Below are 15,081 nucleotides of genomic sequence, written 5' to 3'. Positions count from 1 at the left end.
TGTTGATGTTGCTTGGTGGTACTTGCGGACGACCCAGGCCCTGGAGTGGGGCGGAGCGGCGGGTGTCGGAGCGCACACTGCGGGGTGCTCCTACACTGCGGACCTGTGGCTCCTCGACCCCTGATCGCCCCCAGCATCCTGTCCGCCGACTTCGCCCGTCTCGGGGCGGAGATCGAGGCGGTCGCCGGCACGTCCGGTGACCCCGAGACGCGGGCCGACTGGGTGCACGTCGACGTCATGGACGCCCATTTCGTGCCGAACCTGACCCTCGGCCTCCCCGTCGTGCAGTCGCTGCTCGACTCCACCGACGTCCCGATCGACTGCCACCTGATGATCGAGAACCCGGACCGCTGGGCCCCCGGATACGCCGAGGCCGGGGCGTACAACGTCACCGTGCACGCGGAGGCGGCAACGGATCCGGTGAAGATCGCCAAGGACCTGCGGGCCGCGGGAGCGAAGGCAGGCCTTTCGCTCAAGCCGGGCACCCGCCTCGACGACCACCTCGACTCGCTGAAGCACTACGACACACTGCTGATCATGTCCGTCGAACCGGGCTTCGGCGGACAGTCGTTCATGCCCGAGGTGCTGGACAAGGTGAGGGCAGCCAAGCGCATGGTGCGGACCGGTCACCTGAACGTGCTCGTCGAGATCGACGGCGGCATCAATGCCGACACCATCGAGCAGGCGGCGGAGGCCGGCGTGGACTGCTTCGTCGCCGGTTCCGCCGTGTACGGCGCCGACGATCCCGGGCGGGCAGTCGCGGCGTTGCGCGCCAGTGCCGCCGGGGCAGGCGCGGCAGACTGAGCACGTGAACAACGATCCGCGGCTGGAGCAGGCGATGCTCGCCGCGATCTCGGCAAGTGCGCGGGTGCGGGGCAGTACCAGTCCGAACCCGCCCGTCGGTGCCGTCGTCCTCGACGCCGCGGGCGCCGTCGCCGGTGTGGGTGCCACCCAGCCGCCCGGCGGGCCGCACGCGGAGGTGATGGCACTGCGCGAGGCCGGAGACCGCGCCCGCGGTGGCACCGCGCTGGTGACCCTCGAACCCTGCGCGCACGAGGGGCGCACCCCGCCGTGCACCGACGCCCTCCTGCGTGCCGGTGTCAGCGAGGTGCACTTCGCCGTCGCCGACCCGAACGCGGTCGCCGCGGGTGGCGCCGCCGTGCTGCGCGCCGCGGGTGTGCGGGTCGAGGCCGGGTTGCTGGCCGGGCAGGTCGCGCGCGGCCCGTTGCGCGCGTGGCTGCACTACGCCAGGACCGGGCGGCCCCATGTCACCTGGAAGTACGCGGCCACTCTCGACGGCAGGGTCGCGGCGGCCGACGGCAGCAGCCGGTGGATCTCCGGTGCGGAGTCCCGCGCGGAGGTGCACGAACTGCGGGCCGTTGTCGACGCCATCGCCGCGGGCACCGGCACCGTACGTGTCGACGACCCCCAGCTCACCGCCCGGACACCGGACGGTGGGCTGGCGGACCGACAGCCGTTGCGCGTGGTCGTCGGGGCGAGTGAGATTCCGGCCACGTCCCGGGTGCTGGATGGCGTCGCGGAGACCGTGCGGATACGGTCCCATGATCCGGACACCGTGCTGGTCCAGTTGGCCGCCCGTGGTGTCGTGGACGTCCTGCTGGAGGGCGGACCGCGGCTGGCCGGTGCGTTCGCGGAGGCGGGCCGGATCGACCGGATCCTGGCCTATGTCGCGCCGACGCTGCTGGGTTCCGGCCCGGCGGCGCTGGGGAACGCGGGAGTGTCGACCATCACCGAGGCACACCGCTGGACGGTGGAAGGGGTCACCATGAGTGGAGGCGACGTGCGGATCTCTGCCGTACCGGCGCGGGTTACAGGAGGTAGCTAGTGTTCACCGGCATTGTCGAGGAGCTCGGCGAGATCGTCGCGGTCGAGCAGGTCCCGAACGCCGCACGCGTGACGATCAGGGGCCCGCTGGTGACCTCCGATGCCGCGCACGGCGATTCGATCGCGGTGAACGGCGTCTGCCTGACCGTGGTCGACGTCTCCGGCGGGGACTTCAGCGTCGACGTGGTGCACGAAACCCTGGAACGCTCCAGCCTGGCGAAGATCGCCGTCGGCGACGAGGTGAACCTGGAGCGGGCCACCGCGCTCGGCGCGCGGCTCGGCGGGCACATCATGCAGGGACACGTGGACGGCACCGGCACGTACCTCTCGCGCGACCCGCAGGGACTGACCAGGTTCGCACTGCCGCCGAACCTGGCCCGGTACGTGGTGGAGAAGGGCTCGATCGCGGTGGACGGCGTCTCGCTGACCGTGGCGGGAGTGTCCGCGGAGGAGTTCAGCATCGCGCTCATCCCGACGACGCTCGAGCTGACCACCCTGGGCCGCCGCGAGCCGGGGGACCCGGTGAACCTCGAGGTCGACGTGCTGGCGAAGTACGTCGAGAAGCTGGCTACGCCACACCTCGACGGTGCCCCAAGCGTGGCGGGGGACAATGGCGGCATCGGCAGCGGTACGGAGGAGAGCTCATGACCGAGAGTGTGACCGGCGAGGGCGCGGCGGGCGCGACCGCGACGATGAGCGCGGCTGCCCGGATCGAGCTGGCGATCGAGGACATCAAGGCAGGCAGGCCCGTCGTCGTCGTGGACGACGAGGACCGCGAGAACGAGGGCGACCTGATCTTCGCCGCCGAGAAGGCCACGCCGGAGATGCTGGCCTTCATGGTCCGCTACACGTCCGGGTACGTGTGCGTCTCACTCACCGAGCAGGACTGCCAGCGGCTCGACCTCCCGCCGATGTACCACACCAACCAGGACCAGCGCGGCACCGCGTACACGGTCACGGTGGACGCGGCCGAGGGCATCACCACCGGCATCTCCGCCGCCGACCGCTGCCACACGATCCGCCTGCTGGCCGATACCGGCTCCGGGCCCGCGGACTTCCGCAGGCCCGGGCATGTGGTGCCGCTGCGGGCCAAGGAGGGCGGCGTCCTGCGCAGGCCCGGGCACACCGAGGCGGCCGTGGACCTCGCCAGGATGGCCGGACTGGCTCCGGCGGGCGTGCTCTGTGAGATCGTCTCGCAGAAGGACGAGGGCGACATGGCCCGCCGCGACGAGCTCGAGGTCTTCGCCGCGGACCACGACCTGCGACTCATCACCATCGCCGATCTGATCGCCTACCGCAGGCGCACCGAGAAGCAGGTGGAGCGGGTCGCCGAGGCACGGATCCCGCTCGCGGCCGGCACGTTCCGCGCGGTCGGCTACGACAGCCTGCTCGACGGTATCGAGCACATCGCGTTCGTCTACGGTGAGATCGGCGACGGTGAGGACATCCTCGTGCGCGTGCACTCGGAGTGCCTCACCGGCGACGTGTTCGGTTCCCTGCGCTGCGACTGCGGTCCGCAACTGGAGGCCGCGCTGGGCGCGGTGGCCGACGAGGGGCGCGGTGTCGTGCTCTACATCCGGGGTCACGAGGGCCGCGGCATCGGCCTGCTGCACAAACTGCAGGCCTATCAGCTGCAGGACGCCGGCGCGGACACGGTGGACGCCAATCTCGCGCTCGGCGTCCCCGCGGACGCCAGGGACTACGGCACGGGCGCGCAGATCCTGTGTGACCTCGGGGTGCGGTCGATGCGCCTGCTGACGAACAACCCGGCGAAGCGGGTGGGGCTGGAGGGCTACGGGCTCACGGTGACCGGCCGCGTCCCGCTGCCGATCTCGCCCAACCCCGAGAACCTGCGGTACCTGCAGACCAAGCGGGACCGCATGGGGCACGAACTGGCGCAGCTGGAGCACTTCGACGAGGTGGGCGCCGCTGAGGTGCTGCTCAGCGCGGAGGCCGCGGAGAACGGCAACGGCACCGGGCAGGCGGGCGGCCGGGTATGAGCGACTGGCGCCGTGTACGAGTCGGGTATGGCACTGAGCGATGTGCAGCCCGCCGGCGAGTGAGGCAAGAGGCATGAGTGGCGAGGGCAGGCCGGAGGTCGAGCCGGATCTCGGCGACTGCGCGAACCTGCGCCTGGCCATCGCCGTGACCCGCTGGCATCCGCGGATCACCGACAGCCTGCTGGACTGCGCGTTGCGCGCCGCGGGCGAGGCTGGTCTCGAGGAGGACCCGACGGTGGTCCGCGTCGCGGGTGCGGTGGAGCTGCCGGTGGTCGCGCAGTCACTGGCCCGGACGCACGACGCCGTGGTGGCGCTGGGTGTGGTGATCCGGGGCGGAACCCCGCACTTCGACTACGTGTGCGACGCGGTCACGGCGGGCCTGACCAGGGTGGCGTTGGACGAGAGCACACCGGTCGGCAACGGGGTGCTCACCTGTGACACCGAGCAGCAGGCACTGGACAGGGCCGGTCTGCCGGATTCGGCCGAGGACAAGGGCAGGGAAGCGACGGTGGCCGCACTGGACACCGCGCATGTGCTGCGCGGACTGCGGCAGCCGTGGACCGAGCGAGGTTTCGTGTGACCGTGATGAGCGAGAAGGCCGAGGACCGGGTCGTCATTCGCCCGCGCCGTGCCGCCTGGATGTCGGGCGCGCTGGCCGTGCTGCTGGTCGGTGTGTTCGTCACGGTGGCGCTGCTGTTGCGCCGCAGCGACACCGGAGTGATCTTCCAGGTCAGCGACCAGGTGGCGATGGTCGGTATCGGTCTGTTGCTCGGTGCGGGCACGATGTTGTTCGCGATGCCGAGGGCGTATGCCGACGCCGATGGCATCGAGGTGCGCAACGTGATCGTCAGCAGGCGGTTCGAGTGGGCCGAGGTGCTGTCGGTGAGTTTCCCCGACGGCGCGTCCTTCGCCCGTCTCGAGTTGCCGGAGGACGAGTACTACTCGGTGCTGGCCGTGCAGGCGGTCGACCGGGAGCGCGCGGTCGAGGCGGTCCGCGCCCTGCGGCGCCTGCACCGTGCCGCCGCAGGTGAGTAGCGCGGATTTCCGCTAGAGGTCGAGATCGACCACGACCGGGGCGTGGTCGGAGGCGCCCTTGCCCTTGCGTTCCTCCCGGTCGACGTAGGCGTCCGAGACGGCGCCAGCGAACGGCTGGTTGCCGTACACCAGGTCGATCCGCATTCCGCGGTTCTTCGGGAACGCCAGGGCGCGGTAGTCCCAGTAGGTGTACGGGTGGTCGTACTTGAGCGGCCGGGGTACCACGTCGGTGAGGCCGCTGTCGCGCAGCACGGCGAGCGCCTTGCGCTCTGGTTCGGTCACGTGGGTGGACTCCGCGAACCGCGAGATGTCCCAAACGTCGTCGTCGGTAGGCGCGATGTTGAAATCGCCGAGCACCGCGAACGGCCGCTGCGGGGCGCCACCGGTCTCGACGAGGACCGTGCCGTGCAGTGCCTCGAGCCAGTGCAGCTTGTACTGGTAATGCGCGTGTCCCGGCTCCCGGCCGTTGGGCACGTAGACCGACCACACGCGCACCCCGCCGCAGGTCGCGCCGATCGCCCGTGCCTCTTCCGCGTCCTCGTAGCCGGGATCGCCGTCGATCCCGCGCCGCACGTCGGTGATCCCGACCCTGGAGAGCACCGCGACACCGTTCCACCGGCCGAGCCCGTAGGCGGCGGTCTCGTAACCGAGTTCGGCCACCTGATCGGCGGGGAACGCCTCGGTGGCGCACTTGAGCTCCTGCAGGCACAGCACATCCGGCTGCGCCGCGGCGAGCCAGCCCTTCAGCCGGTCGAGCCGGGCACCGATGGAGTTGACGTTCCAGGTGGCGATCCGCATGGGCCGAGAATCCCACACACCGCCATGTGTATAATGACCTATACGGCGCGGCTCTAGCGACGTGCCGGTACCGCGCGATCCGCGCGCGAGCCTGCGATGCTCAGACGCATGGACGAGAGAGCGCCGGCACGACGTCCCGAGGTCGTGCTCTTCGACGTGTTCGAGACCCTGATCCGGCTGGAACCGCTGCGCGAACGGCTCGCGGAGGTGGGCAGACCGGGGCACGAACTGGAACTGTTCTTCGCTCGCACACTGCGCGACGGGATGGCCTACACCCTCGCGGGCAACGCGCCCCCGTTCCGCGATGTCGCGGCCGCGCAACTGGCGATCACCTCGGGCTACACGCTGGCTCCCGAGCAGATTGAGCACGTCCTCGCGGGCTTCGCCGAACTGCCCGCGCAGCCGGACGCCGCGCCGGCCGTCACGTTGCTGTCGCGTGCGGGAGTGCCCTGTTTCGCCTTCACCCACGGCTCGGCCACCAATGCGGCGAAGGCTCTCGAGCGGGCCGGGCTGCGCGCGTCGTTCGCCGGTGTGCTCTCGGCGGAGGAGATCCACTCGTTCAAACCACCGCCCGCCGTGTACCACTGGGCGTGCGCGCAGGCGGGGTCGCGGCCGGACAGGACCGCGCTGGTGGCGGTGCACTCCTGGGATACCAACGGCGCCGCGCGTGCGGGACTGCTCACCGGTCTCGCCACCCGCCTCGAAGGCGGAGTTCCCCCGACCGGGGAGCGGCCGCACGTGACGGGGGAGCGCGTGGACGAGGTCGTGGCGGGGCTGCTGGCGCTGCCTGGGTGAGGGGGTGCGGGACTGTCGGGCACGAGCCATAGGCTGGGTGTGTGGCTGATCCGACCACCTACCGTCCCGCACCGGGCAGCATCCCGGACGCGCCCGGGGTCTACAAGTTCCGGGACAACACCCGCCGTGTCATCTACGTCGGCAAGGCGAAGAGCCTGCGCAGCAGGCTCAGCTCGTACTTCGCCGACCTCAGTGGCCTGCACCCCCGAACCCGGCAGATGGTCACCACCGCGGCGAGTGTCGAGTGGACCGTGGTCTCGACCGAGGTCGAGGCGTTGCAGCTGGAGTACAACTGGATCAAGGAGTTCGATCCCCGGTTCAACGTCCGCTACCGGGACGACAAGACCTATCCGGTCCTGGCCGTGACGCTGCATGAGGAGTACCCGCGGCTGCATGTGTACCGGGGTCCGCGCAAGAAGGGGGTCCGCTACTTCGGCCCCTACGCGCACGCGTGGGCCATCCGGGAGACCCTCGACCTGCTCCTGCGCGTCTTTCCGGCCAGGACCTGCTCCACCGGGGTATTCCGCAGGCACGCGCAGATCGGCAGGCCCTGCCTGCTCGGCTACATCGACAAATGTTCCGCGCCCTGTGTCGGCACCGTTTCCGCCGAGCAGCACAGGGACATCGTGGAGGACTTCTGCGACTTCCTGGCGGGCCGCACCGACACGATGGTGCGCAGGCTGGAGCGGGAGATGGCCGAGGCCGCCGAGACACTGGACTTCGAGCGGGCCGCCCGGCTGCGCGACGACCTCGGCGCGCTGCGCAGGGCCATGGAGAAGCAGGCGGTGGTGCTCGGTGACGGCACGGACGCCGACGTGGTCGCCTTCGCCCACGACGAGCTCGAGGCCGCGGTGCAGGTGTTCCACGTCCGTGGTGGGCGGGTCCGAGGGCAGCGCGGCTGGGTGATCGACAAGGTCGAGGAGATGGATGTCCCCGCTCTGGTGGAGCAGTTCCTCGCCCAGTTCTACGCGGAGCAGGTTGAGCTGGCGGAGACCGTGGCGGACGGCGGATCGCCGGTGCCGCGGGAGGTTCTCGTCCCGCAGCTGCCCGCGGACGTCGACGCGGTGACCGAATGGCTGTCGGAGCTGCGTGGCTCGCGCGTCCGGGTGCGGGTACCCCAGCGCGGGGACAAGCGCGCGCTGGCCGAGACCGTGGAGCGCAACGCCGCCGAGGCGTTCGCCCAGCACAAGCTGCGCAGGGCCGGTGACCTCACGGCCCGTTCGGCCGCGCTGGCCGAACTGCAGGAGCACCTCAGCCTCGACAGCGCTCCGCTGCGAATCGAGTGCGTGGACATCAGCCATATCGCGGGCACCGATGTCGTGGCCTCACTGGTGGTGTTCGAGGACGGGATCCCCCGCAAGCAGGAGTACCGCCGGTTCGCCCTGCGGGAGGCGGCGGAGGAGGGTGATGTCGCCTCGATCGCGGAGGTCGTCCGCCGCCGGTTCGCCCGCTACCTCAAGGAGACCGCGAGCGATCCGGCCGAAGAGGTGCCCGAGTCGCGGCCGGGAATCGACCCGGAGACGGGGCGGCCGCGCAAGTTCGCGTATCCACCGAACCTGCTGGTCGTGGACGGTGCGGGGCCGCAGGCGACGGCGGCGGCGGACGTGCTCGCCGAGCTCGGGATCACCGATGTCGCGGTCGTCGGCCTCGCCAAACGCCTCGAGGAGGTCTGGCTGCCCGCCGATCCCGACCCGGTCATCCTGCCTAGGACCTCGGACGCGCTGTACCTTTTGCAGCGAGTGCGGGACGAGGCGCACCGCTTCGCCATCCGGTATCACCGGGAGAAGCGGTCCAAACGGCTGCAGGTGTCTGCTTTGGACGGCGTGCCCGGGCTGGGCCAGTCGCGCCGCACGGCGTTGATCAAACATTTCGGATCGGTGAAGAAGCTCAGGCAGGCCAGCGTGGACGAGATCTCGGCGGTGCCGGGAGTAGGGCGGCGCACGGCGGAAGCCGTGTACGGCGCGCTGGCCGCCGAGTCCGGCAAGGAAAGGGAAACAGGCACGTGACGAGTGACAGCGGAGGTACGAGGGAGCGCACGGTGGAGGCGGACTCCGAGGGAGGCTCCGGCAGGGGTTCCGGCATGGAGGTCGCGGTGGTCAGCGGCCTGTCCGGGGCGGGGCGCAGCACCGCGGCGAAGTGCCTCGAGGACCTCGGCTGGTTCGTCGTCGACAACCTCCCGCCGGAACTGATCTCGACGATGGTCGAGCTCGGTGCGCAGGCTCGCGGCGCCATCACCAAGGTGGCCGTCGTGATGGACGTGCGCTCACGTGCCTTCACCGACGATCTGGCCTCGGTGATCAAGGACCTGGACGCGAACGGGTACAAGCCGAGGGTGCTGTTCCTCGAGGCGACCGATGCCGTACTGGTCCGGCGTTTCGAGCAGGTGAAGCGGGGCCACCCGATGCAGGGCGACGGCAGGCTCGCCGACGGCATCACGGCCGAGCGCGCCCTGCTCGCCCCGCTGCGTGACGAAGCGGACCTGATCCTGGACACCTCGGCGCTGTCGGTGCACCAGCTGCGAGCGAAGATCGAGGACGCGTTCGGGTCGGAGGCCAGTACCCAGACGCGGGTGACGGTGCTGTCGTTCGGGTACAAGTACGGTCTGCCGATGGACGCCGACCTCGTGATGGATGTGCGCTTCCTGCCGAACCCCTTCTGGATTCCGGAACTTCGGGACCACACCGGCCTGGACGGGGACGTCCGCAACTACGTGCTCACCCAGGAGGGTGCCGAGGAGTTCCTCGAGCGCTACCACGAACTGCTCCGGCTGATCGGTGCGGGCTACCGGCGTGAGGGCAAGCGGTATCTGACCCTCGCGGTCGGCTGCACCGGCGGGAAGCACCGTAGTGTCGCCCTTTCCGAGGAGCTCTCCCGCCGTCTGTCCAATGAGGACGGTATGGCGGTGAAGGTGGTGCACCGGGACCTGGGACGCGAGTGAGCAGGCGGCGGAAAACGTGACCACGTCAGCTCAAGGGCTGCGTGCCGTCGCCCTCGGCGGCGGGCACGGCCTGCACACGACCCTGACCGCACTGCGCCGTGTCACCCCGGACGTCACCGCCGTCGTCACGGTGGCCGACGACGGCGGGTCCTCCGGCAGACTGCGCCGCGAGCTCGGCCTGCTTCCGCCAGGCGACCTGCGGCAGGCGCTCGCCGCGCTGGCCGGCGCGGAGGACGGCGGCACCTTCTGGGCCGAGGTCTTCCAGCACCGGTTCGGCGGCAACGGCGCGCTCGCCGGTCACGCCGTGGGGAATCTCCTGCTGGCGGGGTTGTTCGAGGTGCTCGGTGATCCGGTGGCGGCACTGGACGAGGCGCGCAGGCTGATCGGTGCCTCCGGCAGGGTGCTGCCGATGTCCGCCGAGCCACTGGAGATCGAGGCCGAGGTCACCGGGCTGGAGAACGGCGAGGTGAGCCGGATCAGGGGCCAAGTCGCCGTGGCGAGCACTCCGGGGCAGGTTCGCCGGATCACCCTGCGCAACCCCGGCAGGCCCGACGAGCCGCCGGTCGCGTGCCAGGAAGCGGTCGACGCCGTGCTCTCGGCCGACGTGGTGCTGCTCGGTCCCGGTTCCTGGTTCACCAGTGTCCTGCCGCATCTGCTGGTTCCCGAGCTGCACGACGCTCTGGTGCGCACGACGGCCACCAAGGTCGTGGTGCTCAACCTCGTGCCGCAACCGGGGGAGACGGCTGGCTTCTCACCCGAACGACACCTGGACGTACTCTTCGAGCACGCCCCCAGACTCCGGGTCGACGCGGTGATCGCCGATCGTGGCTCCGTGCCGACGCCGGCGCGGTTGCACCGTGCTGCAGCCGGACTCGGGGGGCGGGCGCACCTGGCGGACGTTGCCGCCGTCGGCGTGCCGGAACGACATGATCCGGATGCGCTGGCGCGCTGTGTGCGAGAGGCTCTCGGTCTCGCCGGGAGTGGCATTGGGTAGGAAGTACGGACGAGGGGCACGCCCGCGGGCTGGTGGTTGGCCCGAGATGGTGTGGTGCGGACGTGAGTAGAGGGGAGTCGGGCATGTCCCGGAACTGGTTGCTGCCAGGCGAGCGCGCCGCAGGACACGCGCACGAGGAGGTTCCGTCATGGCGATGACCGCGGCCGTCAAGGACGAGCTGAGCCGTCTCGAACTCACCAAGATCGGCCCGCGCCGTTCCGAGGTCGCCTCGATGCTGCGGTTCGCGGGGGGCCTGCACATCGTCGCGGGGCGGGTGGTGGTCGAGGCCGAACTGGACACCGGTTCGGTGGCTCGCAGGCTCCGCAAGGAGATCCACGAGTTGTACGGGCATCACTCCGACGTCCACGTGATCACCTCGAGCGGGCTGCGCAAGGGCACTCGCTATGTGGTGCGCGTGGTGAAGGACGGCGAGGGACTCGCGCGGCAGACCGGGTTGATCGACCAGCGGGGCAGGCCGGTGCGTGGGCTGCCCGCGGCCGTGGTCGCGGGCGGGGTCGCCGACGCCGAGGCGGCCTGGCGCGGCGCGTTTCTCGCGCACGGGTCGCTGACCGAGCCGGGGAGGTCCTCGTCACTGGAGGTCACCTGCCCGGGCCCCGAGGCCGCGCTGGCGCTGGTGGGAGCCGCGCGCAGGCTCGGCATTCAGGCGAAGTCACGTGAGGTACGCGGCGCCGACCGGGTCGTGGTGCGCGACGGAGACGCCATCGGGGCGCTGCTGACCAGGCTCGGCGCGCATTCGAGCGTGCTGGCGTGGGAGGAACGCCGGATGCGCCGCGAGGTCAGGGCCACGGCGAACCGGCTGGCGAACTTCGACGACGCCAACCTCCGCCGCTCCGCGCGCGCGGCGGTCGCCGCGGCGGCCAGGGTCGAGCGCGCACTGAACATTCTCGGTGAGTCGGCCCCCGACCATCTGCTGGCCGCGGGCAGGCTTCGTCTGTCCAACCGCCAGGCCTCCCTGGAGGAACTGGGGCAGCTCTCCGAGCCGCAGATGACCAAGGACGCGGTGGCGGGCCGGATACGCAGGCTGCTCGCGATGGCCGACAAGAGGGCCAAGGAGCAAGGCATCCCGGACACCGAATCGGCCGTCACCGCCGAGATGCTGGAAGAAGAGGTCTAGCCCCGAACTCTCCCGCCCCCGCACTCTCCGGCCCGGCACTTTCCCGCGAAAGTGCCGGTCCAGGGATGGTGCGTCTGCAAGTACCACCATGCAAGATCAACAACGGCGTCAACTACCACCATCGCAAGTGGCTACCCTCTGAGGCATGAGTGATCAGTGCCTGTTCTGCGGCATCGTGGCCGGCAGCGTTCCGAGTGTGAAGGTGGCCGAGGACGACACGACGTGCGCCTTCATGGACATCAATCCGGCGACGGACGGGCACCTGCTCGTCGTTCCGAAGCGGCACAGCAAGGACCTGCTCGAGATTCCGGCCGACGACCTGACCGCCGTCACCCTGTCCGCACAGCGCCTCGCCAAGACCGTGGTCGGGGAGTTGGGTGCCGACGGGGTGAACTTGCTCAACTGCTGTGGTTCAGCCGCGTGGCAGTCGGTGTTCCACTTTCATCTGCACGTGATACCCCGGTACGCCGATAAGGCCAAGGACCGGCTGACGTTGCCCTGGACGCCGGAGGTCGCGGGCGACAGGGACACGATCGCCGCCCTGGGCGCCCGGCTTTCCGCCTGCCGGGATTGATGGCGGCCGAGTCGTGCACCCCAACTGCCTTTGCCTGGGAAGTGGAGTTGGGGGTAGTTGACGGCGTTGTCGATCTTGCTCGGTGGTACTTGCAGGCACCCCATCCCTGGGCCGCACTTTCCCGGGAAAGTGTCGGGGCTGGGCTCAGCCGGCCATGTCGGCGTAGGCGATGACCTTGGTGATCCTTGCCCGCGCCAGGTACTCGCCATGCACGGCGTTGCGCCTGCCGAAGTCCTCGGCCCGGTCCGCGCCCATGTAGCGGCCGCCGATGGCAGTGGCCCACCGCAACATCTCGGTCAGGTCCTCCGACAGCGACACGGTGCCCCGGAACTGGACGAAGGAGTACGGGGGAGCCTGGTCGTCGACGACGAGCGAGAACCGCGGGTCACGCCGCAGTGCCCTGCCCTTCAACGAGGTCGCGCCCGTGTTGAAGATCAGCTCGTCGCCGTCGGGGCCCTCGTTCAACACGAACCAGACCGGGGTGACGTGCGGCGCGCCGTCCGCGCCGGTCACGGCGAGCTTGCCCGTACGAGTGCCCTCGGTCGCGAATGGCCACCACTCGTCCCTGCTCATCTCATACATGACCCGACCGTACCGAGATCACCGGCGGCCGGGACGAGCGCCGGAGACCGGTCACCCGTGCGGGTAGGCCGCCACGGCGACTAACCTTGCCCGCTGTGCGCGACGACGAGCTGAACGGGGCGGGGCTGGCGGACGAGGCGCTGGCCCGCAGGCTGAAGGCACTGGCCTGCACGGCGCCTCTGCACGACCTGGACGCGCGCAAGTCCAAGCTCGACTGGGCCGACGCCACCGTCTACCAGATGGCGGAGATCGCCCTGCACACGATCGACCAGGTCACCATCGCGATGGACTTCGACACCGGGGCCGACCACCAGCAGGTGGTCAACCGGCTGAAGCCGTTCATCGCCGCGCAGGCGCCCGGCAGACACCCCGACGAGCACGAGCGGGTCGCCAGGTGGGTGCTGGACAACCTGATCAACGTCGGCACCGCCGACCGTGGCTTTCGCCGGGTGTACGGCAGTGTCGACGCGTCGGGCGCCTATCAGCGGCGCGCATTCGACTTCAAGCTCCTGATCGAGCTGGCCGCCCCCGACGGCGAGGTCTACCTGCGCGCCAGTGACGAGGCCATCAACGTGCTCGTCGGCGCGCTGGACACCGATGTCGAATCCGCGCAGATCGCCGCCGAGGTGAAACTCGAGAACCTGATCGTCCGCGGCAGGCTGGCCGACGCCAAGCTCGCCGCCGAGCAGGCCCGCTACCGCACGGTGCAGTACGGCGAGACCCTGCGCGCGAAGCTGGACGCGACCCGGCGCGACGTGCGGGCCGTGGACTGGGACGAGGAGATGCCCGCTCTGCTCGACTCGGCGCTCTCACACATCGAGGCCCGCTTCAGGGCGGAGAACGCGATCCTGCGCAACATCACCACCGCGCGCGACGAGGCCGAGGATCCCGATCGCAAGCGCAGGGCGGCCGAACTGGTCGACATCGTCGCCGACTGCATCAGCAGGCACACCCAGCTGCAGTCCCGCGTGCAGGCCGCGGGTGCCACCTTCCGCGCCGAGCAGGACCGCCAGCAGTTCTCCGGTCCGCCCCGGCGCGCGACGGTCGACCTGTTCGGCCAGCTGCTGGTGCCCAGCCTGGAACTGCCCATCGCCGATGCCGTGCGCCCGGTGGAGGCGTTCTTCCACGGTGCGACGGGCCTGGCGGTGCCCACCGTGCCCGCGTTGCCCGCGCTGGTGTCGCTGCTGCTGCGCCCGGCCCCGGAGCGGGACAAGCTCGTCGGCGAGATCCCCGAACCGGAGCTGATGCCGGCCGAGTCGCTCGACCGCTTCAGCGACGAGCACTGGCGGCGCGCCGACGAGCTGCTGCACCTGCCGGATGTGCCGCGGCGGCTGTCCGGCCTGCTCGCCGAGGCCCGGGAGATCGCCCCCGACGTCGCCCAGCTGGTGGCGCTGCGGGCGGTGCACTCCTACAGCCCGGAGGTGGGGGCCGCCATCCGGCAGGGGGACGAGCGTGCCCTGCTCGCGGTGGACGACGGCACGGTCCTGCAGGATGAGCAGTTCGGCGGGGCCGACCTGCTGCTCACCTCGGCACTGATCGACCGGGGTGGCGATCCGTCCACCAGGGCGGACGAGGAGGGAGAACCGGCGTGAAGAACGTCGACGTGGAATCGGCCGCGCGGCTGATCTCCTTCGGCATGCGGCCGAAGCAGTTGCCCGCCCGCGACGTGGTGTACGCCGATCTGGTCCGCCGCTACGGCGAGGACAGCGCCTTCAAGCAGCTGACGAACTCCGTCGCCGCAGGCCTCGGTCTGATGGTGCTGGACGTCAGCTTCCAGGCGGGTGCCGTGCTGGCGGCCACCGACGAGTCGGTGTTCGAGATCAAGATGGACAGCTACGCGCGGCAGAGCAAGATCCGCGAGCGCAGGGAGACCGAGAAGGTGCTGCACGGTCTCGTGCACCTCGCCACCGCCGCGCTCGGCTACCCGCGGCCGGACGACCTGGCCAACGACACCTATGTGGGCAGGGTCAGCGTCGAGCAGGTGGACAGCGTCGTGCGTGAGGCGTGCCGGATTCTCGACGAGCGCGCCGCGAAGGCCGAGCAGAACAACGATCCGCTGTCCGACGCCCCCGAGCTGGAGCAGGCGTGGCGCGCCTACGCGCGGCGACCGGCCGCCGCGGCGACCAAGGACGGGCGGATGTCGTCGGACACCACGCGGGGCATGGTGTCGCGGGCGTTGCGCTTCCTCGCCGAGCAGGGGTTCCTCGTGCAGGTCAGCGGCGAGCAGGGCGGGACGTACCGGACCACTCCGCGCTATCAGGTGCAGGTGCGTGAGCTGGCCGCCGACAGCGCGTTCGCGGAACTGCTGGAACTGAACGTCGTCGCCGTGTCCGACAGCGCCGGGTCGCTGCGGCCGACGATCTCGGACACGCTGTGATGAACCAT

At 70.5% G+C, this 15,081-nt stretch carries 16 protein-coding genes; 14 read left to right on the top strand and 2 right to left on the bottom strand.

Features of this window, described 5'->3' with window-relative positions:
• Window positions 1–120 precede the first annotated feature (120 nt).
• The 6 genes from rpe to BM199_RS12235 all read left to right on the top strand — a co-directional run bounded on the left by rpe (window position 121) and on the right by BM199_RS12235 (window position 4,880).
• Window positions 121–804, top strand: coding sequence for a ribulose-phosphate 3-epimerase (gene rpe, locus BM199_RS12260; RefSeq protein WP_091673237.1), 684 nt, complete (start codon window positions 121–123; stop codon window positions 802–804).
• A 34-nt stretch (window positions 805–838) separates the two neighbouring features.
• A complete protein-coding gene (gene ribD / locus BM199_RS12255) occupies window positions 839–1,846 on the top strand; it encodes a bifunctional diaminohydroxyphosphoribosylaminopyrimidine deaminase/5-amino-6-(5-phosphoribosylamino)uracil reductase RibD (protein WP_091673239.1) in 1,008 nt (335 codons plus the stop codon).
• On the top strand, window positions 1,846–2,493 hold the full coding sequence (locus tag BM199_RS12250; protein WP_091672989.1) for a riboflavin synthase: 648 nt from the start codon (window positions 1,846–1,848) through the stop codon (window positions 2,491–2,493). The genes ribD and BM199_RS12250 overlap by 1 nt, the downstream gene beginning before the upstream one ends.
• Window positions 2,494–2,537: 44 nt before the next feature.
• Complete coding sequence (locus BM199_RS12245; protein ID WP_245788324.1) at window positions 2,538–3,845, top strand: bifunctional 3,4-dihydroxy-2-butanone-4-phosphate synthase/GTP cyclohydrolase II; 1,308 nt, start codon at window positions 2,538–2,540, stop codon at window positions 3,843–3,845.
• A 73-nt stretch (window positions 3,846–3,918) separates the two neighbouring features.
• Window positions 3,919–4,425 carry a 6,7-dimethyl-8-ribityllumazine synthase gene (ribH, locus tag BM199_RS12240; RefSeq protein ID WP_091672988.1) on the top strand — a complete coding sequence of 169 codons (507 nt, stop codon included), beginning with the start codon at window positions 3,919–3,921 and terminating at the stop codon, window positions 4,423–4,425.
• A gap of 5 nt (window positions 4,426–4,430) precedes the next feature.
• Window positions 4,431–4,880 (top strand): PH domain-containing protein, encoded by a 450-nt coding sequence (locus tag BM199_RS12235; protein WP_091673236.1) that lies wholly within the window; start codon window positions 4,431–4,433, stop codon window positions 4,878–4,880.
• Window positions 4,881–4,892: 12 nt separating this feature from the next.
• Here the strand turns inward: BM199_RS12235 and BM199_RS12230 are convergent, their stop codons facing one another.
• Window positions 4,893–5,678: an exodeoxyribonuclease III gene (locus BM199_RS12230; protein ID WP_091672986.1), complete on the bottom strand. Its 786-nt coding sequence runs from the start codon at window positions 5,676–5,678 to the stop codon at window positions 4,893–4,895.
• 108 nt (window positions 5,679–5,786) lie between these two features.
• Between BM199_RS12230 and BM199_RS12225 the strand changes: the two genes are divergently transcribed.
• From BM199_RS12225 to BM199_RS12200, 6 genes are all read left to right on the top strand, one after another.
• Window positions 5,787–6,473 carry an HAD family hydrolase gene (locus BM199_RS12225; protein ID WP_091673234.1) on the top strand — a complete coding sequence of 229 codons (687 nt, stop codon included), beginning with the start codon at window positions 5,787–5,789 and terminating at the stop codon, window positions 6,471–6,473.
• A gap of 41 nt (window positions 6,474–6,514) precedes the next feature.
• Window positions 6,515–8,479, top strand: coding sequence for an excinuclease ABC subunit UvrC (gene uvrC / locus BM199_RS12220; RefSeq protein ID WP_091672985.1), 1,965 nt, complete (start codon window positions 6,515–6,517; stop codon window positions 8,477–8,479).
• Between the two features lie 74 nt (window positions 8,480–8,553).
• The gene (gene rapZ, locus BM199_RS12215) at window positions 8,554–9,411 is read left to right on the top strand and encodes an RNase adapter RapZ (RefSeq protein ID WP_091673232.1); all 858 of its coding nucleotides are present in this window, start codon (window positions 8,554–8,556) and stop codon (window positions 9,409–9,411) included.
• Window positions 9,412–9,448: 37 nt separating this feature from the next.
• Window positions 9,449–10,405: a gluconeogenesis factor YvcK family protein gene (locus tag BM199_RS12210; protein ID WP_091673230.1), complete on the top strand. Its 957-nt coding sequence runs from the start codon at window positions 9,449–9,451 to the stop codon at window positions 10,403–10,405.
• Between the two features lie 148 nt (window positions 10,406–10,553).
• Window positions 10,554–11,540, top strand: a complete 987-nt coding sequence (gene whiA / locus BM199_RS12205; RefSeq protein WP_091672983.1) for a DNA-binding protein WhiA — start codon at window positions 10,554–10,556, stop codon at window positions 11,538–11,540.
• Between the two features lie 145 nt (window positions 11,541–11,685).
• Complete coding sequence (locus BM199_RS12200; protein ID WP_091672982.1) at window positions 11,686–12,114, top strand: HIT family protein; 429 nt, start codon at window positions 11,686–11,688, stop codon at window positions 12,112–12,114.
• Window positions 12,115–12,258: 144 nt separating this feature from the next.
• Here BM199_RS12200 and BM199_RS12195 read toward each other — a convergent pair whose 3' ends face one another.
• A complete protein-coding gene (locus BM199_RS12195; RefSeq protein WP_091672980.1) occupies window positions 12,259–12,696 on the bottom strand; it encodes a PPOX class F420-dependent oxidoreductase in 438 nt (145 codons plus the stop codon).
• A 95-nt stretch (window positions 12,697–12,791) separates the two neighbouring features.
• On the opposite strand from BM199_RS12195, the gene BM199_RS12190 reads away from it, so the two are divergent.
• The gene (locus BM199_RS12190) at window positions 12,792–14,288 is read left to right on the top strand and encodes a hypothetical protein (RefSeq protein ID WP_091672978.1); all 1,497 of its coding nucleotides are present in this window, start codon (window positions 12,792–12,794) and stop codon (window positions 14,286–14,288) included.
• A gap of 44 nt (window positions 14,289–14,332) precedes the next feature.
• Complete coding sequence (locus BM199_RS12185; RefSeq protein WP_091673229.1) at window positions 14,333–15,073, top strand: hypothetical protein; 741 nt, start codon at window positions 14,333–14,335, stop codon at window positions 15,071–15,073.
• Window positions 15,074–15,081 lie beyond the last annotated feature (8 nt).

The sequence above is a fragment of the Amycolatopsis marina genome (assembly GCF_900111885.1).
GTDB lineage: Bacteria > Actinomycetota > Actinomycetes > Mycobacteriales > Pseudonocardiaceae > Amycolatopsis > Amycolatopsis marina.
This window is presented reverse-complemented; position numbering and strand designations above follow the sequence as displayed.